A 22,001-nucleotide genomic window follows, 5' to 3' on the forward strand; every position below is an offset into this window, starting at 1 on the left:
CCTTGGGCGACGGGCTCAGCCGGCGCGATAGTAGTCAGCTTCGCCGACGATCGTGTTCACGAGCCGGCCGATCCCTTCGATTTCGGTCACCACCTCGTCGCCCGGCTTCGTGTCGGCCAGCCCTTCAGGCGTGCCGGTCAGGATCAGATCGCCCGGCGAGAGCGTCATGAAACCGCTGATGTGCTCGATCAGCGCGGGTACGTCGAAGATCATGTCGCGCGTGCTGCCGCGCTGCGTCTCCCGGCCGTTCACCGTCGTGCGCAGCATGAGGCCGCCCGCATCGCCGATCTCGTCGCGGCTGACGAACCACGGCCCGAGCGGCGTGCAGGTGTCGCGGTTCTTCACGCGCAGGTTCGGGCGGTAGTAGTTTTCGAGGTAATCGCGGATCGCATAGTCGTTTGCGACCGTGTAGCCGGCAACGTAGTCGATTGCCCGCGTCCGGCTCACGTTGCGCGCCGGGCGGCCGATCACGACGGCCAGCTCGCACTCGTAATGCATGTGCGTCGCGTCCGCCGGGCGCACGGTGTGCGACCGATGGCCGATGAACGTGTTCGGCCCCTTCAGGAAAATCAGCGGCTCGCTCGGTGCCTTGAACGCGAGTTCCTTCGCGTGGTCCGCGTAGTTGAGGCCGAGCGCGAACGTCGTGCGCGGTGCGACGGGCGGCAGCCACGTCACCGCGTCCTCGGCGAGCACGCGCCCCGTGTCGAGGCGGATCGCGCCGTCGCCGGCCGGTTCGGCAGCATGCAGTGCGCCGTTGTAGATCACGCGCGCCGTCTTCATCGTGCTTCCTCCGCAATCAGCGTATGCCGCAACGTGCCGATGCCGGCAGCGTCAATCTCGACCGTGCTGCCCGCGCGGGCACGCGGAGCGCCACCCGCGACGCCGAGCAGCAGCACGTCGCCCGCGTCGAACGACATGAACGCCGTCACGTCGGCGATCAGCTCGCGCACCGGGCGGATCAGCGTGGCGGTCGATGCGGACACCGCGGTGCGGCCGTCGATCCGTACAGTCAGGCCGATCGCGTCGATGTCCCCGAGCGCGGCCGCCGGCACGATCGCCGGCCCCAGCGGGCAGAAACCGTCGCGACATTTGAAGCGCACGGCCGGACGGTAGTAATCGGGATGCGGAACCGACACGTCGCTCGCGAGCGTGAAGCCATGCACGTAGTCGAGCGCCCGCGCGGCCGGCACGCGCGTCGCGCGCCGCGAGAACACGACGGCCACCGATGCGCCGATCTCCAGCGCATCGACGCCCGCCGGCACCACGACGGCCGCGCCGTCGGCTGCGTGCGTGTTGGCCGGTTTGATGTAAAGGATCGGTGCCTGCGGCGGACGGCCGTAAGGCGGCGCGTGCACGGCGTCGCCGAGCGCGTCGAGTGCGGCGCGCTCGTTGAGCAGCGCACCGTAGACGGTACCGATGGCGACCGGCAGCGGCGGCGCCGCGGCGGTCATGCAGGACAGCTCCATGCGTCATTCCCCTGCCGCGCGTCGCGGCGCATCGTCAATAGTTAACATCTTAAGTAAACAATCGAATGCCCGCAACCTCGATTACCCTGATACGCGAAATTCATCACCATCGGCTGTTAAGATTGATGCGTCCCCGTCCTCTGCACCTCTACCCACCCCGATGAACCGTACGCTCGACCATCGCAATCTGGCCATGCTGCTGCTCGAGGCCCGCGAAACGCTGATGGGCCTGTTCCGCCCCATTCTCAAGGAATTCGCGCTGACCGAACAGCAGTGGCGGATCATCCGCGTGCTCGACGGCGAGCCTTCGCACGCGCTCGAAGCGGGACAGATCGCGCGCCGCTGCTGCATCCTGAGCCCGAGTCTCACGGGCGTGCTGGAACGGATGGAGCGCGACGGCCTGATTACGCGCACGCGCGCGCAGGAAGATCAGCGCCGGCTGCTGGTGAGCCTGACGCCGCAAAGCAGGAAACTGGTCACGGAAATCGGTCCGCGCATCGACGAGCAGTATCGTCAGCTTGAAGCGCGTTTCGGCCAGGACGGCCTGGATGACATCTACCGCGCGCTCGACCGCCTGATCGAACTCGGCAGCGCGTCGTAGGGCCTGCCGTCGCCGGACCGCCGCGAGCGGCGGCGAACCGGCCGCCGGGAATCGGCAGGCCCCGAATCGCGCGGGCGCTCAGTGCAGCGTGCCGCGCATCAGTTCTGTCACCGCGACGCCGCGCGACGTGCGCATGCACTCCTCGACGTAATCGATGAACGGCAGCGGCTCGAAATCGATTTCGTCGCGCACGCGGCGGTTGTCGAACACGCGATCGACCATCGCGAACTCCGCGCAACGCTGCAACGCGCGGCCGATCACGCGTTCGAGCGCCGGATCGGATCGCCCGAGCACGTCGCGCACCACGAGCGGCAGTTCGGCCGGCGCACAGGCCACGTAGCGCGGCGCGCCCGTCATGCCGGCCGCCTCGTCCATCGCGCGCACGATCTGCGCGACCTGCGGCGCCTCTTCGCCGGCCGACACGTGGTACACGTCGTGCATCAGCGTCGGCTTCACGGCCAGCAGCATCGTCGCGCGCGCGACGTCGTCGACCGACACGATGTCGATGCGCGTCATCGACCGCGCGGTAAAGCGCCGCGCCGCGTGCGCCACGCGGAACATCCAGAACGAATTCGGTGCGGGCCGCGTGCCGAGCACCGTGTGACCGACGACGTGCGACGGACGCACGACGACGAGCGGCAGCCCGAGCGCGCGCAGGCGCTGCTCCGTTTCCGCCTTCGCTTGCAGGTAGTCCGCCGCGAGCACCGCGCCGTGCAACCCGTCGCCGCCCTGCGCCGCGTCGCTCGCCGATGCGCCCGCCGTCGCCTCGTACACGATCCCGCCGCGGCCCGCGTGCGCATAGGCGGTGCCGACGTATACGAAACGCTGCAGTTGCGGCGCGTGCGCGAACCGTTCGGCAAAGCGCAGCGAATCGGCGATGTCGGCCTGCAAGTGCGAGCCGTCGGCCGGCGACGCATGGCCCGCGCAATGGATCACGTGCGTCGCGCCGGCGAGACGCGACGCGTCGGTGCCCTGCCACACGTCGCCGAGCGCACCGACGACCACGTTCGCGTCGCCGAGACGCGATGCCCAGTACGGCGCGAGCCCCGCGCGCAACGCCGCTTCACGCAAACGCGCGACCGCGTGGCCGCGATTCTCCGCACGCACGACACACACGATGCGCTCGAGCAACCCGGCGTTGACGAGCGCCGTCAGCACGGTACTGCCGATGAAGCCGGTGGCGCCGGTGAGCACCAGCCGTCCGACGTTGGCCGCCGCGACCGGTGCGCTGGCCGGCGACACGAGGCTCGTGCGCCAGTTGAGCGACAACGCGGTTTTCCAGATCAGCACGATAGTCTCCTTCGAAGAATCGGCCGGACGGCGCGGCCGCCCCGGATCGCGGAGCGGCGCGCGGCTGTCGGCCGGGCCGGGGCCGACGCTCGCCCCGGCAATCCCGATCGGGCTGCGGCCCGTGATCGCGTCGATCGCGTCTCTGGCACGAGGCGGCGGCCCGCCGCGGACGGGCGTCCACGGCGCAGGATCGGAAAATCCAAGTGTGGGGCCTGATCGCCCGCAAGTCTGTCCTGAAAGTTTCGTGAAAGTGTGAGGATTTGTACGCGAATGTCGGAGTGTGTCGCGTCGGCCAGGCGCTCAAATCGTCGAAACGTCCGGGCCGGCAGCATTCGGGATGCGTCAGCGGCCGGACGGCCGATGCGCGCGGAGCCCTCGTTTCGGCGCGACACTTCGACGCGGCCTCTCACGGGGTCATCGCATGTCCGGGACACGCCAGGGTCCGATCGCGGTGCGCGGCTCATGCTGCGCTTGCGTTTGCGCGCGCCGTCACGATCGCGGCGGATCGTCAGACATCGTTTCATCGGGAAACGCCTATAGGCGCAATTCGGATTTATTGCGGATTATCACTTGCGTTTCACCGCAGTCTATCTAGACTGGTCAAACCAAAACGGTCGAATGTGTCATTTTCTTCAGGAGACGATCCAATGCGCCTCACTATTCGGATTAATGGCAGCGAGTCGGCAACCCGTCACTCCTTCGCGGTGCTCTGGGTCGATACCGACGAGGGGCTGTGGTCACGCGAGGCTCACCAGGGGATCGATCTTCCGAGCTGGGGCAAGGTTCGGGACGTGGAAGGCGCAATGGCCCTCTGCGCGGCCGACAGCGGGAAGGCCGTGTGCCAGTTGAAGGGGCTGTCGTTCAGCGCGACGCAGCGCGAACAAGGTCCCGCGGTGCTCGCTGGCGAGCACCCCGACGGTGCATGGCGTCTGCAAGCGGTCGATCGTTCCACGGCGGAGCCGGAATACCATGAATTTATTTCCGTCGCGCGATAGGTATTTTTGACGGCAATCCTCTGCGGTTTTCGGGTTTATTCCGGTTTCCGCGATATTCATTTCGATATTCATCAATAAGGCGCCTCTCTTCCAAGGCGCCTTATTATTTTCCGGTCCCTGAATTAATCGGGGCCGGGTTAATCGAACCGCGGCGACGGTAACGATCCGCCCCCTCCATTCCGGCTCCGTTGCGTCAGCACGTCAGGCCGCGCCGCCATTTCGCCCCGCCCCCACCTTTTCCCGACCGTGCCCGGGCGGAAACGCCGATCTTTTACGGGGCCGAAACACACTTTCCCCACATGATGTTTACTCATTTATTACAATCACATTATTCCGACTGACTTGCCGCCGTCCGGCGGCCCGACCCGGCCCTTGCATGAGCGTGAAAAAGAAGACCCACCCCGCCGATCCATACGCCGCCGCGACCAAGCATCCGATGCTCGCGTCACGCCTGCCGATGTGGCGCTCGAAGCTGGTTGTGATCATGGTGTCCCTCGGTTTCGCCGCGCTGATCGGACGCGCCTTCTGGGTGCAGGTCGCGAACCAGGATTTCTACGTCGGGCAAGGCCAGAAGCGCTACCAGCGCACGATCGAGCTCGACGCGATGCGCGGGCGCATCGTCGACCGCAACGGCGCGATGCTCGCGGTCAGCCTGTCGACCTATGAAATCTGGGCAAATCCGAAACAGGTCGCCGAAATCGACTATCCGCAGATCGCGAAGCTGCTCGACATGCCGCTCGTGGAAGTGAAGCGCCGCCTGCGCAACGACCGGACGTTCGTGCTGCTCAAGCGGCAGATCGACGCCGACACCGCCAGCCGGCTCGACAAGCTCGAGATCGACGGCATCACGCAGATCGCCGACTCGAAGCGCTTCTATCCCGAGGGCGAATCGGCCGCGCACGTGGTCGGCTTCACCAACGTCGAGGACAAGGGCCAGGAAGGCGTCGAGCTCGCGGCGAACGGGCGGCTGTCGGGCACTGCCGGGCAGCGCGAGGTGATCCGCGATCGACTGGGCCGCATCGTGTCCGACACGCGTCCGCTCGTGCCCGCGCAGCACGGCGCGACGATCGAACTGACGATCGACCGGCGCATCCAGCAGCTCGCGTTCAGCCAGCTCAAGGCCGCGGTGCTCGAGAACAACGCGGTAGCCGGCAGCGTGGTCGTGCTCGACGCGCAGAACGGGGAAATCCTCGCGCTCGCGAACTACCCGACCTTCGACCCGAACGACCGCGCCCGGCTGACGGGCCAGCAGCTGCGCAACCGCGCGGTGATCGACACGTTCGAGCCGGGTTCGACGATCAAGCCGCTCGTCGTCGCGCTGTCCATCGACGAGCGCAAGGTCACACCGAACACGATCATCAACACGTCGCCCGGCACCTACAAGATCGGCCCGGCCGTGATCCACGACACGTCGAACCACGGCTCGCTGACCGTCTCGCAGGCGCTGCAGAAGTCGAGCAACGTCGCGCTCGCGAAGCTGGCGCTGAACCTGCCCGCCGAAACGATCTGGAACAAGTACCAAGAATACGGGATCGGCCGCGCGCCGGAGCTGACGTTCCCGGGCGTCGCGTCGGGCCGCCTGCGCGGCTACAAGCGCTGGCGGCCGATCGAGCAGGCGACGATGGCGTACGGCTACGGGCTGTCGATGTCGCTGCTGCAGATCGCGCAGACCTACACCGCCTACGCGGGCGACGGCACGCTGCACCCGGTGTCGCTGCTGAAGAACGGCTCCGACCCGCAGACGATCAACGCGCATCGCGGCCACCGCGTGACGTCGCCGCAAACCGCGGCGGCGATCCGCGCGATGCTCGAGTCGGCCGTCGGCGAAGGCGGCACCGGGCGCCGCGCGCGGGTCGACGGCTACCGGATCGGCGGCAAGACGGGCACGGCGCGCAAGCAGGTCGGCGCGACCTATGCGAAGGGCAAGTACCGCGCATTGTTCGCTGGGATGGCGCCGATGAGCAACCCGCGCCTGATCGTCGCGGTGATGATCGACGAGCCGCGCGGCAAGGGCTATTACGGCGGCACGGTGGCCGGCCCGGTGTTCTCGTCGGTCACGAGCGGCTCGCTGCAGTTGCTCGGCGTGCCGCCCGACGCCCCGGTCGAGCCGACGCCGAATGCGCCGGTCAAGGCCGCGGCGCAGAAGACCGTCGCGGCGCCGAAGGCCGCGGCGCAACCGAAGACGGCGGCCGAGCAGAAGGCATCGGCGCCCGTGAAAACGGCCGCGCAATCCGGCGCGGCCGTACAGGCGAAGGCGGCGGCAGGCTGAAGCCGCCGGGGCGCACTCGGCGCCGCGCGCGGCGAACAGGTCGATCGTTCGCCGTGTCGAATGCCCGGCACGCCCGCTTTCCGCCGGCCGATACGCTCCCTCTATCCGCGCGAATCCGGCCGCGCGACCGTCAATGCGCGTGCGCGGCCGCCACCGGCTTCACCATCCTGCCGAGCACGTGCTCGGTCATTCCGCGCGCGAGTTCGCTCTCGCCCATGAACACGGTGCCGACGCCCTCGCTCGACAGCAACGCGGCCTCGTCGCTACTGTTCGTGCACAGCACGACCTCCAGCGTCGGATTCAGCGTGCGCGAGATCTCGACGATCTGCCGCACGTCGAATACGTCCGGCAACGTGACGACCAGCATCCCGGCGCGCGCGATATGCGCCTGGACGAGCACGATCGGCTCGATCGCATCGCCCGACACGGCGGCGACGCCGTCCGCGCGCAGCTTCTCGACGAGCTCGCGATTCTGCTCGACGACGACATACGCGATTCCGCGCTCGTCCAGCGCATGCGCGATCCGCGTGCCGACCTTGCCGTAGCCGACGATCACGACCTGCCCGGTCAGATGCGTCTGCGGCGTCGACATCGGCAGCGCGGCGAGCGGATCGTCGCGTGCCTCGAGCTTGCGCGCGAACGCCGAATGCTTGCGGATCCACGCGAGCGCCGGATCGATCATCGCGAACAGCAGCGTGTTCATTGCGATCGAGATCAGCGCGACCGCGAGGATCAGGCTCTGCCCTTCGGCCGACAGCAGCCCGAGCGCACGACCGAGCCCCGCGAGAATGAACGAGAATTCGCCGATCTGCGCGAGGCCCGCGCCGACCGTCAGCGCGGTGTTCAACGGATAGCGGAACGCGATCACGAGCGCGACCGCCGCGAGCGTCTTGCCGACCAGCACGATCGCCGCGACCTCGATCACGTGCAGCGGCTCGGTGAGCAGCACCGTCGGGTCGAACAGCATCCCGACCGAAATGAAGAACAGCACCGAGAATGCGTCGCGCAGCGGCAGCGTCTCGTCGGCCGCGCGCCGGCTGAACTCCGACTCGCGCATCATCATCCCGGCGAAGAACGCGCCGAGCGCGAACGACACGTCGAACAGCTTCGCCGCGCCGAACGCGATGCCGACCGCCGCGGCAATCATGCACAGCGTGAACAGCTCGCGCGAACCGGTGCGCGCGACGAGCCACAGGATGCGCGGAAACACGCGCTTGCCGACCACGAGCATCAGCGCGATGAACGCGGCCACTTTCAGCATCGTGACGCCGAGCGTGCCCCACACGCTGCCGCCGGCCGCGTGCGCGTCGCCGGGCGGCGTGCCGCCGAGCAGCCCCGCGACGGGCGGCAGCAGCACGAGCACGAGCACCATCACGAGATCCTCGACGACGAGCCAGCCGACCGCGATGCGCCCGTTCACCGTCTCGACGAGCCCGCGCCCCTCGAGCGCCCGCAGCAGCACGACCGTGCTCGCGACCGACAGCGCGAGCCCGAACACGAGCGCCGCGCCGAGGCTCCAGCCCCACGTGAGCGCGAGCCCGCCGCCGAGCAACGTCGCGACGGTAATCTGGACGACGGCCCCCGGCAGCGCGATCTTGCGCACCGCGAGCAGGTCGCCGAGCGAGAAATGCAGGCCGACGCCGAACATCAGCAGCATCACGCCGACTTCCGCGAGCTGCTGCGCGAGCGACAGGTCGCCGACGAAACCGGGCGTGCCGGGGCCGATCACGATCCCGGCAAGCAGATAGCCGACGAGCGGCGGCATTTTCAGCAGTGACGCGAGGTAACCGAAGATCATCGCGAGACCGAAACCGGCCGCGAGCAACGCAATCAGGCTGACGTCATGAGGCATCCCCCCTCCCGAGTTCTTGTAACTATTTAGTAAGGTTCAAGAATGGAAGGATAAGGGATGAGATGGAAAAATGGCGGGCCGCCGCGAAAAATTCACGCGATGGCCCGCCATTGCGGGGTACTACCCCGGGCGGTCGGAACACGTCTCAAAAGCTAGCCGGCAGCGCGAGGCGGATCGATCGGGCGGGGCCCGGCGCCCCGCCGCGCGCGTCAGCGCGACGCCTGCGGGAACCGCGCGCCCGGCGGCGGCTCCGGCCGCGTCGACGGCGTGCTCTTGCGCACCTTCGCGACCTGCGCGGCCGTGATCGCCGCGCCCGTATTGCCCCAGCTCGTGCGCACGAAGTTCGACACGTCCGCGACTTCCTGGTCCGACAGGCGCCAGCCGAACGGCGGCATCGTGAAGGTCGACGGCGCGGTGTGCGTGCCCTGCAGCGCGCTGCCTTCCAGGACGACGTGAATCAGCGACGTCGGGTCCTCGCTTTGCACGACCGGGTTGCCCGCGAGCGCCGGGAACACGCGCGTGTAGCCGTGGCCGTCGCTGCGGTGGCACGCCATGCAGTTGTCGCGATAGACGGCGGCGCCGGGCTTGCTCGCGTCACCGGTCTGCAGTGCCTTCGCCGCGGCCGCGTCGTACACGTGCGGCTGCTCGCCCTGCACGCGCGGCGGCAGCGTCTTCAGGTAGCGCGCGATCGCGGTCAGGTCGTCGTCGGTCATGTGCTGCATGCTGTGGCCGACCACGTCCGTCATCCCGCCGAACGCGGCCGTGCGCAGCGTGCGGCCGGTCTTCAGGAACTGCACGATCTCGGTTTCGTTCCACGTGCCGAGCCCGGTGCGCGGCTCGCCGCGCAGGCTCGTCGGCACCCAGCCGTCGATCGCCGCGCCGCCGGCCAGGAAGTCGAGGCCGCCCGCATCGGTCAGCGCGCGCTCCTGCATCGTCGCCGCGCGCGGCGTGTGGCACGCGCCGCAATGGCCGAGACCCTGCACGAGATACGCGCCGCGCGCGACCACCGGATCGGTGTACGACGCCGCATCGAACGGCTTCGGCGCCGGCGCGAACATCTTGCGCCAGAACGTCAGCGGCCAGCGCATCGACAGCGGCCACACGATGTCGACCGCGCGGTTCTCGCGTTCGACCGGCGCGACGCCGTGCATGAAGTACGCATACAGCGCCTTCACGTCGTCGTCGCTCAGGCGCGCGTAGGATGGATACGGCATCGCCGGATACATCGTGTCGCCGTTCTTGCGGACGCCCTCGCGCACCGCGCGGGTGAAGTCGTCGAGCGTCCAGCCACCGAGGCCCGTCTTCGGGTCCGGTGTGATGTTGGTCGAATAGATCGCACCGATCGGCGTGTCGAACTTCAGCCCGCCCGCGAACGGCTTGCCGCCGCTCGCGGTGTGGCACGCGATGCAGTCGCCCGCGCGGGCGAGGTATTCACCGCGCTTGACGAGGTTCGCGTCGGCCGACTGTGCCGCCGGCGCCGCCGGTTGCGCGAAGGCCGCGCCGCCCGCGAAACCGAACGCCGCCCATGCCGTGCCGATCGCCAGTGCGCGCCGCAGCGGGGAAATTCGGCGCGCGGCGTTGTGGTGGTTCACTGTCCTCTTCATGCGGTCACCAGCGGGGCGGGATTTTTCAGGTATTGCTCGCGGATCGCACGTGCCGACCAGTAGGCCAGCGCCGCGATGATCCCGGTCGGGTTGTAGCCGATGCCCTGCGGCAGCGCCGACGCGCCCATCACGAACACGTTGTGCACGTCCCAGCACTGCAGGTAGCGGTTCAGCACGCTCGTCTTCGGATCGGTGCCCATGATCGCGCCGCCGACCAGGTGCGTCGTCTGGTACGCGCGCGAATCGAAGTGCTTGCCGAACTCGCGCGTCGACACGCCGATCGCCTTCGGCCCCATCGCCTCCGCGATCTTCTTCATCTGCCCGGTCACGTACTGCGCCATCTTGATGTCGTTGTCCTTCCAGTCGAAGGTCATCCGCAAGAGCGGCTGGCCGTACGAATCGCGATAGGTCGGATCGAGGTCGAGGTAGACATCGCGGTACGACATGTTCGTGCCGTGCGCGTCCATCGAGATCGTATGCGCGTAGTTGTCCTTCACGGCCTTCTTCCACGCGGCGCCCCATTGCGGCGTGCCCGGCGGCGTCGCGATGCCGCTGATCGGCTTCACGCCGGCCTGGTTCACCCACAGCGGCGAACCGCCGACGAAGCCGAGCGGGCCATGGTCGAAGTTGTCCGCGTTGAAGTCGTCCACCGCGACGCCGTTGCCGCCCGCGCCGATGAACGGGTTCGTGAAGGTGTCCTTGTCGAAGAACGCCTTGATCGTCGACAGGTTCTGGTACGCGAAATTGCGGCCCACGACACCTTCGCCCGAGATCGGGTCGTACGGCTTGCCGATGCCCGAAAGCAACAGCAGGTGCACGTTGTGATACTGGAACGCCGCGACGATCACGAGATCGGCCGGCTGGTGCACTTCACGGCCTGCCGGGTCGACGTAGGTGACGCCTGTCGCGCGCTTCTTCGTGTCGTCGAGGTCCACGCGCAGCACGTGGCACTTCGAGCGCAACTCGAAGTTCGGCACCTGCTTCAGCGCGGGCAGGATGTTCAGGTTCGGCGACGCCTTCGAGTACATGTAGCACGCATAGCCGCTGCAGTAGCCGCAGAAGTTGCACGGCCCCATCTGCACGCCGTACGGGTTCGTGTATGGACCCGACGTGTTCGCCGACGGCAGCCGGTACGGATGCAGCCCGAGCGACTTCGCCGCATCGAAGAAGCGTTGCGCCGAATACGTGTTGAGCTGCGCGGGCAGCGGGAAATTGTCGCTGCGGTTCGCCTCGAACACGTTGCCGTCGCCGACCACCTTGCCGCCGACCTTATATGCCTGCCCCGACGTGCCGAACACCTTCTCGGCGAAGTCGAAATACGGCTCGAGCTCGTCGTAGCTGACGCCCGTGTCCTGGATCGTCATCCCTTCCGGGATGAACTTCTTGCCGTAGCGCTCTTCGTAATGGCTGCGCAGGCGCAGCTCTTCCGGCGTGATCCGGAAATGCACGCCCGACCAGTGCAGCCCCGCGCCGCCGACGCCCTCGCCCGGCAGGAACGCGGCGAGCTGCCGGTAAGGCAGCGCGGTGTCCTGCACGCCGTGGCGGATCGACACGGTCGTTTTCGACAGGTCGAGGAACAGCTTCTTGCGAACGTTGTAGGTCAGCTCGTCGATCGTGTTCGGATACGCGCCGTCCGGATAGGTGTCGCGATACTCGCCGCGCTCCAGCGCGACGACGTTCAGGCCCGCTTCGGTGAGTTCCTTCGCGAGAATCGCGCCGGTCCAGCCGAAACCGACGATCACCGCATCGACGTGCGGCTTCTTTTCCGCGGCCATCAGCTGCGCTCCCCGTTGATCGAGACCGGGCCGTACGGGTACGGCTTGCCGTTCTGGTTGACGAAATCCATGAAGTCGGCGCGCGCGCCCGGAAAACCGATCATCTTCCACGCGGCCATGTCGTGATTGCCGCCATGCACCGGATCGCAGAAGTAGCCTTCGCGCGTGTTCTGCAGCAACTGGCCGAAGAACACGACGGACGGCACGTCGTCGATCTGCGCGCCGCCTTTTTCCAGTGCGCCGAGCACGGTGTCGCGAGTCGGCGCGTCGAGATCGGTGAACACCTTGCCGTGGGCCTTTTCGCAGTAGCGGTTGACCGCCGCGATGCCGAGCCGGTAGATGTCGCGCGGCACGAGCTTGAGCTGGTAGCCGAGCTCGGGCACGCCCTGCTGGAACGGCCCCTGCATGTACCACGTCGCGCCGTGCGCGTACGGGGTTTCCATCTGGCGGTCGATGAATTCGGGCACGCCGGATTCGAGCGCACCGGGGCCTTCGGCGTCGGCCGGGATCAGGCGGTCGACGGCGGCCTGGACGAACGCCCACTCCTTCGCGTCGAAAAAGGTCGGCTTGTACGGCGCGCGTTCGACACTGGCCGATGCGGTGGACGCATTGCCGGCCGTGGTCGAGGACGACGACGAGCGCAGGTCGCAACCGGCGACCGACGCGATCGGCACGAGCGCGACCGACGTGCGCAGGAAACGGCGACGCGAATTGGGTTTGTCGGGTGGCGTGGACATGGTCGGATGGTGATCGTTGGGGAACGTGGTTCGGGGCGCGCATTCCGCATGCGGCATGCCCGGCACGGCAGCCGTGCCGCGCGCGGCCGGCCGTCCTGTTCTTGCGGTGTTGCGAACAACCTCGATGCGGGCGCACGCCGCGCGTTACGCGGTGGCGCCGTCATGCAGCCGCGCAGCGCGCCGGTTATCGGCGCGCTGCATGGAGTCGACCTCTTCGCGGGTCTGATCGTCGGACAAATACCGGCTTACCGCCCGCATCTGCCCTGCATCGCCATGGCCCTATCCAACTTAGACGCCGCGCTGGCCGGCGGCAAGCGCATCGTGCACGACCCTCATTCCGGGCCCGGCGACAAACGTCGCGAATTATAGATGGAACCGGTTCCATTTCCAAAGGGTTCGATGCAATTCATTACATCGAAAATCGCAATAATGGGGAAATCGTTTTCCGGAATGCGCAAGAGCCGTGGTGCGGTCGTGTCGTCGCTCACCCCGCCGGCGCGATGCGCGCGGGGGCTTCGCCCGCTCCTCCCCGGTCTGCGCGTTCCATCTCGACGCCGCGACGAGCGTCAGGGCTCCCGTCGCTGCACACGGCCTGCCGCGCCGGGCGTGACGCTCACCACGGCCACAGCATCGACGCGATCGACAACGAGAGCGCCACGCACAGCGGCGAGTAGCACACGCTGTCCATCCGCGCGAAACGCGACCCGCGAACCCGCTTGAAGAAGCCGACGTAGCGGAAATCGCCGACCGCGCGCACCGCGAAGATCAATGCGAGCGCATCGATCGCGAACGCGATCGCGCCGGGATACAGGTTCGGCCACAGCCAGCCCGCGCGCGACGCCACCACGCATGCGCCGGCCAGCAATGCCGTCGCGACGGCGAGCGTGCCGAGCATGGTCGGCCGCAGCAGCGGCACCCCGTCCTGTTCGGGAATGGCCGCACGCTTGCCGAGCCGTCCGCCGAACGCCCAGTAGACGTGAACGAGTGCGATCGCACAAAGCGTCGGCACGCTGAAATACGCGCCGGTCATCTCGGTAAGGTTCCTTGTCTCATCGTGTCGTCGTGTCGTGATCCGGCCGGACAGGCTCCGGCCGCGCGCGGCCCCGTTCCGCGCAACACGAGACGATACCCAAACCACGTGCCGCATGCATTGCGACGTCCGGTCGCAATGCGCCATGCCGCGTGCTGCGGTGCAGTGCGCGCGCGCCGTCTCACCGGCCGCCGCTTGACTTCCCTCCGGGCACCACTACCCTTTTATTCCAGTGCGGCACTCGAACCGTGCATGCGCGACCGTCGCACACGTGCCGTTCGCCGGCACGCTCGATCGGACGATCGCTGCGCACCCGGGCACGACGACAACGACGAATACCCATGGAGACGACTCATGCTGATCGGTGTGCCGAAGGAGATCAAGAACCACGAATACCGCGTCGGCCTCACGCCGGCCGGTGCACGCGAACTCACGCGGCATGGCCACGGCGTGCTCGTGCAGCGCGGCGCGGGCACCGCGATCGGCCTGCTCGACGACGACTACACGGCCGCCGGCGCGGCATTGTGCGACGACGCGCGCGACGTCTTCGCGCGCGCCGACATGATCATCAAGGTCAAGGAGCCACAGGCGGCCGAGTGCGCGATGCTGCGGCGCGGACAGATTCTTTATACGTATCTGCATCTCGCGCCCGATCCCGAGCAAGCGGCCGCGCTGGTGAAGTCCGGTGCAGTGTGCATCGCGTACGAGACCGTGACGGGCCCCGGCGGCGGGCTGCCGCTGCTCGCGCCGATGAGCGAGGTCGCGGGACGCATGTCGATCCAGGTCGCGGCGACGCACCTCGAAAGCCCGCGCGGCGGCCGCGGCGTGCTGATGGCCGGAGTGCCCGGCGTGCCGGCCGCGCACGTCGTGGTGCTCGGCGCGGGCGTGGTGGGCACCGGTGCGCTGCAGATGGCGGTCGGCCTCGGCGCACGCGTCACCGTGCTCGACACGAACGTGGGCCGGCTGCGCCAGCTCGACCTGGTCTTCGCGAACCGGATCGCGACCGTCTGCTCGAACGCGCACACCATCGACGAAGCCGTGCGCGACGCCGACGTCGTGATCGGCGCGGTGCTCGTGCCGGGCGCGTCGGCGCCGCGGCTCGTCACGCGCGACATGATCGCGACGATGCGCACGGGGGCGGTCGTCGTCGACGTCGCAATCGATCAGGGCGGCTGCTTCGAGACATCGCATGCAACGACCCATGCGCAGCCGACCTTCGTCGTCGACGGCGTCGTGCACTACTGCGTCGCGAACATGCCCGGCGCGGTCGCGCGCACGTCGACGTTCGCGTTGAACAACGCGACGCTCGGCCATGCGCTCGCGCTCGCCGACAAGGGCTGGAAGCGCGCGATGGCAGACGATCCGCATCTGCGCGCGGGCCTGAACGTATGCGACGGCCGCATCACGTACGAGGCCGTCGCGCTGGCGCTCGGCCTGCCGTACGTACCGGCGGAAGACGTGCTGGCCTGACTTCGGCGCGCGCCGTCACGCACCCTTCGGGCGGCCGCGATTCGACGCGCCGCTCGCGCGCATCGTGCGCGCCAGCAAAGGCCGCAGTTGCGCGAGCGTGCGCGTGTTGAGCACGTCCTGCCGCGTGAGCCAACCACGCCGCGCCTGGCCGATACCGTATCCGAGGTTGTCCAGATCGTTCGCGCACAGTGCGTCCGAGCCGATCGCCACGGCGACGCCGGCTTTCGCGGCCTCGCGGCACCAGACGTCCGGCAGATCGAGCCGTCGCGGGTCGCCGTCGAGTTCGACGAAGCAGTGGCGCGCGGCGGCCGCGGCGAGCACGCGCGGCACGTCGAGTTCGCATGCGTCGCGTTCGCCGAGCAGCCGGCCGGTCGGATGCGCGAGGATCGTGAAATTCGGTTGATCCATCGCACGCAGGATCCGCGCGGTCTGCGCGTCGCCCGACAGGTCGAAGCCGTCGCGCACCGCGCCGACGACCAGGTCGAGGCGGCCAAGCACGTCATCGGGCACGTCGAGGCTGCCGTCCTCGCGAATGCCGGCCTCGACGCCCTTCAACAGCACGAAGTCGTCGAATGACGCGTTGAGGCGGTCGATCTCGTCGATCTGCCGCACGAGCCAGTCGCCATCGGCGCGGTGACCTTTCGTATCCGGTGCGCGATCGGTGACGGCCAGATAAGCAAGCCCGCGGGCCCGGGCCGCATCCGCCATTGCGCGCAGGCTGTCGCGCCCGGCCGACGCCGCGGTATGCGCGTGCAGATCGCCATGAACGTGCCTGCGCTCGACCAGCGCCGGCAGCGTGCCCGCGCGTGCCGCGTCGATCTCGCCGCGGTCCTCGCGCAACTCGGGCGGCACCCAGTGAAGACCGATCGCCTCGTAGACGGATGCCTCCGTCGCGCCCGCGATCCGCTCGTCGCCGCGGAATACGCCGTATTCATTGATCTTCAGCCCGCCGGCCTGCGCGATCCTTCGCAGTGCGATGTTGTGCGCCTTCGATCCCGTGAAATAGACGAGCGCCGCGCCGAACGCGTCGGCATCGACGACGCGCAGGTCCACCTGCAGCCCGTTGCCGAGCATGATGCTCGAACGCGTCTTGCCGTTCGCGAGCACGCGCGCGACTTCACCGTAGCCGACGAACGCATCGGCCACCGCGGCCGGATCGCGGGCCGTCACGAGGATGTCGAGATCGCCGACCGTCTCGCGGCTGCGGCGAAAGCTGCCGGCCGGCACCGCTTCGCCGACGCCGGCCACCTTGCGCAGACGCTCGAGCAACGGCATCAGCGATTGCGCGGCATCCGGCAGCAGGAAGCGTTGCGGCTCGCGCTTCAGGCGATCGTCGATCGCGTCGAGCAGATGGGCTTCGGTCTTCGCGCCGAAACCCGGCAGCGCACGGATGTGCCCACTCTTCGCTTCGGCGCGCAGCTGTTCGAGCGAGTCGACGTGCAGTGCGTCATGCAGCGCCTTGACGCGTTTCGCGCCGAGCCCCGGCACGTCGAGCAGTTCGACGATCGCGCCCGGCAGCGCATGGCGCAGCGTTTGCTGCAGTTCGCAGGTGCCGGTCGACGCGATCTCGCGCAGCTTCGCCGCGAGATCGGCACCGATCGATGGAATCCGGCCGGGATCGCCGCCGCTCGCGATGATCGCGGGAATGTCCCGCCCGTAGTCGGCAATCGTGCGGGCCGCGTTGCGATAAGCGCGCACCCTGAATGGATTGGCGCCCTGGATCTCGAGCATGTCGGCGATTTCGGCGAAGACGGCCGCACACTCGGCATTGTGGATCGGCATGGTCAGCGTGGCTCCCTTCCACGTGGATCGCGCCGTGCGCCGGCGCGCCGGTGTCTGCCCGCCCGGCGCCGCATGTCGACGACAGCGGGCACCCGTTGGTCATCCCGCACCGATTGCCCGTGTCGGGTCGCGCGCGACATGCGGCTTGCGCGGCGCCTGCGCCGATACCTCAGAGCGATGCGCGCGGTGTCGTCGCGTAGCGGCGCTCGTACAGGGACTGGCAATGCGTGCAACGCTCGGCAGTCGGGCGTGCGAGCAGCCGCTCGTAGCCGACCGGCGCGTCGCAGTCGATGCATTCGCCGTAGCTGCCGTCGCGCATGCGCTGCTGCGCGCGCCCGATCGCACGCAACTCGGTCAATTTCATCCCGATCAGCGCGTGATCCATGTCGACGAACAGATCGGCGTTCGCCTCGTCACCCTCGTCCGGCGCCGCGCCGGCGAGCTCCGCGTAGGACTCCGACGCGCGCTGGTCCTCGCTCGTGCGGATATCCGCCCGCAACGCCTGCTCGCTCTCGGTCAGTCGCTGCTGCAGCGTCCGCCGTTGTTCTTGATCGAGCGCCATCGCCGTCTCTCCTTTTTCGGGTTCCGCGCAACGGGCATACGGCGCGCGGTTGTCGCGCCGGTGCGCGGCGGGCCGGAACGCCCCGGCTCGCCGCGCCCGGATGCACGCCCGGCCGCACGAAGCGCCGGACGCCTTCGACGCAGCATAAACCCAATGCACACGCATGTGTTGACCGGCGTCAGCGCCCACCTCGTGCGCGCGAAAACGGGGGACCGACGCGATAATCCCGCACACCCGCATTCGTCTGACGCAGCCGCCGTTGAGGTCGATCAATCCCCTGTAAAAAGTTGCGACATAGATTGAAAACATGCGCGGCGAATCCGCTGCTTCGAGGGAGAACGTCATGTTGTTCGGCGTCGTCATCTGGGTGGCCCTTGCGGCCCTGTTCCCGACGATGGTCGTGCCGACGATCCAGCACGCCATCCAGCCGTCGAGCGCGCAAGCCGCGCCCGACGCCAGCCCCGCCGCCACGCCCGCTGCGTTGCCGGCGGCCGCTCAGCCGCCGTCGGACGGTTGACGCGCGGTTTCAGGTGCGCCGTCCCGGGGCGCATCGCATCGACGACGAAAACGCCGCACAGAATACTTCGCAATCCTCTTCGTCAGAATGCATTGCGCCCGACGAAGCCACGCACGACCGTCATCAGGATGATCTTCATGTCGAACCAGAAGCTCCAGTTCTGCATGTAGAACAGATCGAACTTCACGCGTGCGGCCATCGCCTCGACCTTGCGCGTCTCGCCGCGATAGCCGTTCACCTGCGCCCATCCCGTGATCCCGGGCCGTACGCGATAGCGATACATGTAGCAGTCGACCAGTTGCCGATAGAAGTCGTCGTGTTCGATCGCATGCGGACGCGGACCCACCACCGACATCTGGCCGAACAACACGTTGAAGAACTGCGGCAGCTCGTCGAGTGACGTGCGCCGCAGAAACGCGCCGACAGGCGTGATGCGCGCATCGTTGCGCGAGGCCTGCCGCACGACACCGGGCTGTGCGCGATGCACGCGCATCGTCCTGAACTTGAGGATGTGAAACTCGCGGCCGTCGGCACCCTTGCGGCGCTGTCTGAACAAGACGGGCCCCGGCGACGACAGCTTCACCGCGATCGCCAGCACCGCAAGCAGCGGCAGCAGCGGGATCAGCACGGCGACCGCGAACAGCCGGTCGAACGCGAACTTCGCCCACAGTTCCGGCGCGGAACGCGGCGTGGTCGCGAGGTTGATTGCCGGCATGCCGAGCACATCGGTCGCGGATCGCTCGACGACCGCCATCTGCCGCACGTCCGGCAACAGTCTCAACTCGACGAACTCGTCGCGCAGTTCGCGCACGATGCGCTGAATGCGCGACTCGTGCGACATCGGCAGCGTGAGCCACACTTCGTCGATCTCGCCGCCGCGGATCATGCGCCGAAGCGCGACCCAGTCGCCGATCACCGGCACGCCGCCGATCCCGGCGGTGGCTGCCGCGGCCGGCGCGTCGTCGTCGAACACGCACGCCGCCGCGAATGGGCCGGTCGGCTCGAGCTGCATGCGCTCGATCGCCACCCGTCCGTAAGCGGTCGCGCCGACGATCGCGACCCGCCGCTGCCGCGTGCGCGAATCGCCGCGCTTCATCGCCAACGCGCACAGTGCCAGCCTGCCGAGCAGCAGTGCCGCGTCGCCGGACAGCACCGTCCGCGCAATCCAGCGCGTCGTGACCGTGCCGCCGCGGTTCATGATCCACATCGTGCCGGCCACCGTCAGCGTGCCCGCGCACACGACGGCCACCACCGTGCGCGTCAGCACGGTTCCGCTGTCATGCGACGACGACGCCACGCGCGACACACGCACACTGCGCGGCAACAACGCGACCGTCAGCGCGCACAGCAATGCAATCGCGCCGCGCTGCGCATCCGACAGATCGCGCCACGCGAGCCCCGTCGCAACCTGCGCGGCGAGCGCGCCTGCCAGCACGAGCGCGACATCGGCCGCGGCGATCGCGGCGCGCCGCATCGTATTCGTTCCACCCGCCGTCGCGTGCATCGTCACGCACCATGCACCGGAAATCCGCCGTGCACGTCGTGCATGCGCGGTCGCACCGGCATCGATCGCGCGCCGTTCCGCGTGCCGAGCAGCCGGCGAAAGTCCGCACGAATCAGCTCGTAGCATTCGCACGCCTGGCGCTCGAGGCCGTCGCGGTCGAGCACCGTGATGCGGCCGCGACGCTGACGGATCAGCCCGGCTTCCTGCAGGTGGCCGGCTGCTTCCGTCACGCCTTCGCGGCGCACGCCGAGCATGTTCGCGATCGTCTGCTGCGTGACGGCCAGTTCGTCGCCGTCGATCCGGTCATGCGCGAGCAGCAGCCAGCGGCTCAACTGCTCGCTGACCGAGTGATGCCGGTTGCACAACGCGCTGCGCGAGATCTGCGCCATCGTCGCCTGGCAGTAGTTCAGCAGCAGCCGATACGTCGCCGGGGAACGCTCGAATTCCGAGCGCATCACGCAGGTCGGCACGCGATAGGCCATGCCGCCGATACGGACTTCGACGCGGTTCGATATCGCGGTACCGCCGACGAGCGTCGCCAGACCGACCACGCCTTCGCGGCCGACCACGGCGACCTCGACCATCGCACCGTCCTCCATCAGGTGCTGCACCGACATCATGGCGGTCGTCGGGAAATGCAGGTGGCGCATCGGTTCCCCGACACGATCGAGCATGCCTGCCTTGATCCTGACCAGTTCGAGGTGCGGTGCGATGGCGCGGATGCTGTCCTCCGGGAGGGCATCGAGGATGGCGTTCGCCGAGTAGCTCGAGTGAAGATGAAGCATGTCTGTATCCCATTTTTTCGTCCGCGCCGCATGCAGCCGCGTCAGCGGAACTCGTTATCGCGATGCGCGCCGGACGGCGACGTGGGATGCTGCCCACAACCCTCCATCCAATCAACCGTCGGCTTCGCGCCGCCGGATCGAATCGGGAGTCCCGTTTCGATGCGCCGATTTCAATAAGCGATTTACGTGCCAATACCCGCCTCATCCTTAATATATAAATGACCCGCGATTTAGAACCCCTGAATTGCCGACCGAAAACCGCAAAAAGCGTCTCATTTTCGGACACCCTCTGCAGCAATGGACACAGCAGGCGATTCGACTGATAACTGACCACCGGGCATGCGGCGGCTCCAGCAACGAGGCGCGAAGCTTATCGCTCAAATACTTACAACCCATTTTCAATTGCTTCCGTGATGTCCCACGCGACGCCTGAGCGGCTCGCGACACCTCGAATGATCGCTTGAAACTGTCTCAAACGTGAATCGACACATTAATTTTAGACTCTGTAAGAAAACGCACACAATCAACGCAACCACATGATTCAATTGGTAAAATTCATTACAGAAATCTCAATTGTAAAATAATGTTCAATGCACTCTTAATGCTTTTCCTGTACGACATGCGTCGCCTGCCGATTGATTCCAGATCAGCATATAATTGTCGACTTATCCGCCGATCCATATCAACCCGATTAACTCACGAAGACACGATATTCAAATCCACGTAACGCCTTCATTTATCCACGATCGTCAAACTTTGTGAATTTACATAGCACGCAATTTATCGAATTCAATTGCGTGCTAGCATTACCCTGCCATCAGCATTCGAATTCCGACGAACTCAAATCCGTACGCGCGTGCCAAATCCACGTGGATGCTGCGCGACGTGCGACCGCCCCCTACGAGGATGCGCCGTGACCCACCAGGCCAATGACGCCGTCGCCCACGCGAGCGGCATGATCGAGCTCTCCCACAGCTTCGACGCCAACCGGTTCCTCGCGGCCCTCGACCGCGAGGAGCGCGCCACGCTGATTGCCAACCTTCAGCTCGTTCACCTGAAATCGGGCCAGGTGCTGTGCGAACCCGGCGAAATGCTCACCGCGGTTTACCTGCCCGTCACGACGGCGATTTCGCTGCAGTACGTATCGTCCGACCGCATGACGCTGGAAGTTGCTGAGATCGGCAGCGAGAGCGTCGTGTGCGACGATGTGGTCGGCGGCAGCGGCCGGATGCCGTGCCGTCTCGTCGCATGCCGCGACGGCTTCGTCTACCGGCTCGATCGGCGCATCTTCGCCGCCGCGTTCGATGCGTCGCCGGTGATTCGCCATCTGGTGTTCGTCTGCGTGAGGCTCCTGATGGCCCAGGTATCGCAGATCACATTCTGCAGCCGCCATCATCTGCTCAAACATCAGTTGTGCAGATGGTTCCTGCTTGCCTATGACCGGTCGCGCAGCATCGAGATCCAGATCACCCACAGCATGCTCGCGCAGATGCTCGGCGTACGGCGCGAGACGGTCACGGACGCAGCCGGGGAGATCCAGAAGCTCGGCCTTATCCGCCAGTACCGGAGCTCGATCGAGCTTGCCGACCTTGCTGGCCTCGAGAAAATGTCGTGCGGCTGCCGCGCCATCGTGCGCGACGAGATGAAGCGCATCCTGTCGGCCGACTCGAGCGTGAGCGCCGCGGCACGCGCGTGATGCGAATAGCGTTTCGGCGCACGCGTGCGATCCGAGTCAGCCGATTGTAGCGTGGCGAACAGAATG

19 protein-coding genes are annotated in these 22,001 nt (G+C 67.2%); 7 read left to right on the plus strand and 12 right to left on the minus strand.

The window, feature by feature from the left end:
• Positions 1–15 precede the first annotated feature (15 nt).
• Positions 16–780 (minus strand): fumarylacetoacetate hydrolase family protein, encoded by a 765-nt coding sequence (locus tag ACV22V_RS21105; protein WP_059525196.1) that lies wholly within the window; start codon positions 778–780, stop codon positions 16–18.
• Positions 777–1,466 (minus strand): fumarylacetoacetate hydrolase family protein, encoded by a 690-nt coding sequence (locus ACV22V_RS21110; RefSeq protein WP_448015450.1) that lies wholly within the window; start codon positions 1,464–1,466, stop codon positions 777–779. The genes ACV22V_RS21105 and ACV22V_RS21110 overlap by 4 nt, the downstream gene beginning before the upstream one ends.
• 160 nt (positions 1,467–1,626) lie before the next feature.
• Here ACV22V_RS21110 and hpaR point away from each other — a divergent pair, with 160 nt between their 5' ends.
• Positions 1,627–2,067, plus strand: a complete 441-nt coding sequence (gene hpaR / locus ACV22V_RS21115) for a homoprotocatechuate degradation operon regulator HpaR (protein ID WP_059525192.1) — start codon at positions 1,627–1,629, stop codon at positions 2,065–2,067.
• 78 nt (positions 2,068–2,145) lie between these two features.
• On the opposite strand, the gene ACV22V_RS21120 is transcribed toward hpaR, so the two are convergent.
• Positions 2,146–3,357 carry an SDR family oxidoreductase gene (locus tag ACV22V_RS21120; protein WP_448015451.1) on the minus strand — a complete coding sequence of 404 codons (1,212 nt, stop codon included), beginning with the start codon at positions 3,355–3,357 and terminating at the stop codon, positions 2,146–2,148.
• Between the two features lie 647 nt (positions 3,358–4,004).
• On the opposite strand from ACV22V_RS21120, the gene ACV22V_RS21125 reads away from it, so the two are divergent.
• Both ACV22V_RS21125 and ACV22V_RS21130 read left to right on the plus strand, forming a co-directional pair.
• Positions 4,005–4,352, plus strand: coding sequence for a DUF3564 family protein (locus ACV22V_RS21125; RefSeq protein ID WP_059525188.1), 348 nt, complete (start codon positions 4,005–4,007; stop codon positions 4,350–4,352).
• A 376-nt stretch (positions 4,353–4,728) separates the two neighbouring features.
• Complete coding sequence (locus tag ACV22V_RS21130) at positions 4,729–6,621, plus strand: peptidoglycan D,D-transpeptidase FtsI family protein (RefSeq protein ID WP_448015454.1); 1,893 nt, start codon at positions 4,729–4,731, stop codon at positions 6,619–6,621.
• A 130-nt stretch (positions 6,622–6,751) separates the two neighbouring features.
• Here ACV22V_RS21130 and ACV22V_RS21135 read toward each other — a convergent pair whose 3' ends face one another.
• From ACV22V_RS21135 to ACV22V_RS21150, 4 genes are all read right to left on the minus strand, one after another.
• Positions 6,752–8,473, minus strand: coding sequence for a cation:proton antiporter domain-containing protein (locus ACV22V_RS21135; protein WP_059525184.1), 1,722 nt, complete (start codon positions 8,471–8,473; stop codon positions 6,752–6,754).
• A gap of 209 nt (positions 8,474–8,682) precedes the next feature.
• Positions 8,683–10,077 carry a cytochrome c gene (locus tag ACV22V_RS21140; RefSeq protein WP_448015457.1) on the minus strand — a complete coding sequence of 465 codons (1,395 nt, stop codon included), beginning with the start codon at positions 10,075–10,077 and terminating at the stop codon, positions 8,683–8,685.
• Entirely contained in the window at positions 10,074–11,852 is a 1,779-nt protein-coding gene (locus tag ACV22V_RS21145; RefSeq protein WP_059525180.1) for a GMC family oxidoreductase, read from the minus strand. The genes ACV22V_RS21140 and ACV22V_RS21145 overlap by 4 nt, the downstream gene beginning before the upstream one ends.
• Positions 11,852–12,589, minus strand: coding sequence for a gluconate 2-dehydrogenase subunit 3 family protein (locus ACV22V_RS21150; protein ID WP_448015459.1), 738 nt, complete (start codon positions 12,587–12,589; stop codon positions 11,852–11,854). Before ACV22V_RS21150 ends, ACV22V_RS21145 begins: the two co-directional genes overlap by 1 nt.
• A 6-nt stretch (positions 12,590–12,595) precedes the next feature.
• On the opposite strand from ACV22V_RS21150, the gene ACV22V_RS21155 reads away from it, so the two are divergent.
• Positions 12,596–12,958 carry a hypothetical protein gene (locus tag ACV22V_RS21155; RefSeq protein WP_448015461.1) on the plus strand — a complete coding sequence of 121 codons (363 nt, stop codon included), beginning with the start codon at positions 12,596–12,598 and terminating at the stop codon, positions 12,956–12,958.
• Between the two features lie 244 nt (positions 12,959–13,202).
• On the opposite strand, the gene ACV22V_RS21160 is transcribed toward ACV22V_RS21155, so the two are convergent.
• On the minus strand, positions 13,203–13,619 hold the full coding sequence (locus tag ACV22V_RS21160; protein WP_448015463.1) for a DUF3995 domain-containing protein: 417 nt from the start codon (positions 13,617–13,619) through the stop codon (positions 13,203–13,205).
• A 354-nt stretch (positions 13,620–13,973) separates the two neighbouring features.
• On the opposite strand from ACV22V_RS21160, the gene ald reads away from it, so the two are divergent.
• Positions 13,974–15,089 (plus strand): alanine dehydrogenase, encoded by a 1,116-nt coding sequence (gene ald / locus ACV22V_RS21165; RefSeq protein ID WP_059525694.1) that lies wholly within the window; start codon positions 13,974–13,976, stop codon positions 15,087–15,089.
• A 15-nt stretch (positions 15,090–15,104) separates the two neighbouring features.
• Here the strand turns inward: ald and polX are convergent, their stop codons facing one another.
• Complete coding sequence (polX, locus tag ACV22V_RS21170) at positions 15,105–16,871, minus strand: DNA polymerase/3'-5' exonuclease PolX (RefSeq protein ID WP_448015465.1); 1,767 nt, start codon at positions 16,869–16,871, stop codon at positions 15,105–15,107.
• Between the two features lie 169 nt (positions 16,872–17,040).
• A complete protein-coding gene (locus tag ACV22V_RS21175) occupies positions 17,041–17,433 on the minus strand; it encodes a TraR/DksA family transcriptional regulator (RefSeq protein WP_059525174.1) in 393 nt (130 codons plus the stop codon).
• A 343-nt stretch (positions 17,434–17,776) separates the two neighbouring features.
• Here ACV22V_RS21175 and ACV22V_RS21180 point away from each other — a divergent pair, with 343 nt between their 5' ends.
• On the plus strand, positions 17,777–17,950 hold the full coding sequence (locus tag ACV22V_RS21180; RefSeq protein ID WP_175907158.1) for a hypothetical protein: 174 nt from the start codon (positions 17,777–17,779) through the stop codon (positions 17,948–17,950).
• A gap of 82 nt (positions 17,951–18,032) precedes the next feature.
• Here ACV22V_RS21180 and ACV22V_RS21185 read toward each other — a convergent pair whose 3' ends face one another.
• Both ACV22V_RS21185 and ACV22V_RS21190 read right to left on the minus strand, forming a co-directional pair.
• Positions 18,033–19,424 (minus strand): undecaprenyl-phosphate glucose phosphotransferase, encoded by a 1,392-nt coding sequence (locus tag ACV22V_RS21185; RefSeq protein WP_448015467.1) that lies wholly within the window; start codon positions 19,422–19,424, stop codon positions 18,033–18,035.
• A 32-nt stretch (positions 19,425–19,456) separates the two neighbouring features.
• A complete protein-coding gene (locus ACV22V_RS21190) occupies positions 19,457–20,239 on the minus strand; it encodes a Crp/Fnr family transcriptional regulator (protein ID WP_059525170.1) in 783 nt (260 codons plus the stop codon).
• Between the two features lie 913 nt (positions 20,240–21,152).
• Here ACV22V_RS21190 and ACV22V_RS21195 point away from each other — a divergent pair.
• Complete coding sequence (locus tag ACV22V_RS21195; protein WP_448015469.1) at positions 21,153–21,935, plus strand: Crp/Fnr family transcriptional regulator; 783 nt, start codon at positions 21,153–21,155, stop codon at positions 21,933–21,935.
• Positions 21,936–22,001: the final 66 nt, after the last annotated feature.

It is taken from the genome of Burkholderia sp. AW33-5, from assembly GCF_053427615.1.

What these genes read in the sequence shown, in the direction of transcription:
- ACV22V_RS21105 (WP_059525196.1), bottom strand. Translation starts at nt 780, where the DNA reads ATGAAGACGGCGCGCGTGATCTACAACGGCGCACTGCATGCTGCCGAA.
- ACV22V_RS21110 (WP_448015450.1), bottom strand. Translation starts at nt 1,466, where the DNA reads ATGGAGCTGTCCTGCATGACCGCCGCGGCGCCGCCGCTGCCGGTCGCC.
- hpaR (WP_059525192.1), top strand. Translation starts at nt 1,627, where the DNA reads ATGAACCGTACGCTCGACCATCGCAATCTGGCCATGCTGCTGCTCGAG.
- ACV22V_RS21125 (WP_059525188.1), top strand. Translation starts at nt 4,005, where the DNA reads ATGCGCCTCACTATTCGGATTAATGGCAGCGAGTCGGCAACCCGTCAC.
- ACV22V_RS21130 (WP_448015454.1), top strand. Translation starts at nt 4,729, where the DNA reads ATGAGCGTGAAAAAGAAGACCCACCCCGCCGATCCATACGCCGCCGCG.
- ACV22V_RS21135 (WP_059525184.1), bottom strand. Translation starts at nt 8,473, where the DNA reads ATGCCTCATGACGTCAGCCTGATTGCGTTGCTCGCGGCCGGTTTCGGT.
- ACV22V_RS21140 (WP_448015457.1), bottom strand. Translation starts at nt 10,077, where the DNA reads ATGAAGAGGACAGTGAACCACCACAACGCCGCGCGCCGAATTTCCCCG.
- ACV22V_RS21145 (WP_059525180.1), bottom strand. Translation starts at nt 11,852, where the DNA reads ATGGCCGCGGAAAAGAAGCCGCACGTCGATGCGGTGATCGTCGGTTTC.
- ACV22V_RS21150 (WP_448015459.1), bottom strand. Translation starts at nt 12,589, where the DNA reads ATGTCCACGCCACCCGACAAACCCAATTCGCGTCGCCGTTTCCTGCGC.
- ACV22V_RS21155 (WP_448015461.1), top strand. Translation starts at nt 12,596, where the DNA reads ATGGTGATCGTTGGGGAACGTGGTTCGGGGCGCGCATTCCGCATGCGG.
- ACV22V_RS21160 (WP_448015463.1), bottom strand. Translation starts at nt 13,619, where the DNA reads ATGACCGGCGCGTATTTCAGCGTGCCGACGCTTTGTGCGATCGCACTC.
- ald (WP_059525694.1), top strand. Translation starts at nt 13,974, where the DNA reads ATGCTGATCGGTGTGCCGAAGGAGATCAAGAACCACGAATACCGCGTC.
- polX (WP_448015465.1), bottom strand. Translation starts at nt 16,871, where the DNA reads ATGCCGATCCACAATGCCGAGTGTGCGGCCGTCTTCGCCGAAATCGCC.
- ACV22V_RS21175 (WP_059525174.1), bottom strand. Translation starts at nt 17,433, where the DNA reads ATGGCGCTCGATCAAGAACAACGGCGGACGCTGCAGCAGCGACTGACC.
- ACV22V_RS21180 (WP_175907158.1), top strand. Translation starts at nt 17,777, where the DNA reads ATGTTGTTCGGCGTCGTCATCTGGGTGGCCCTTGCGGCCCTGTTCCCG.
- ACV22V_RS21185 (WP_448015467.1), bottom strand. Translation starts at nt 19,424, where the DNA reads ATGCGGCGCGCCGCGATCGCCGCGGCCGATGTCGCGCTCGTGCTGGCA.
- ACV22V_RS21190 (WP_059525170.1), bottom strand. Translation starts at nt 20,239, where the DNA reads ATGCTTCATCTTCACTCGAGCTACTCGGCGAACGCCATCCTCGATGCC.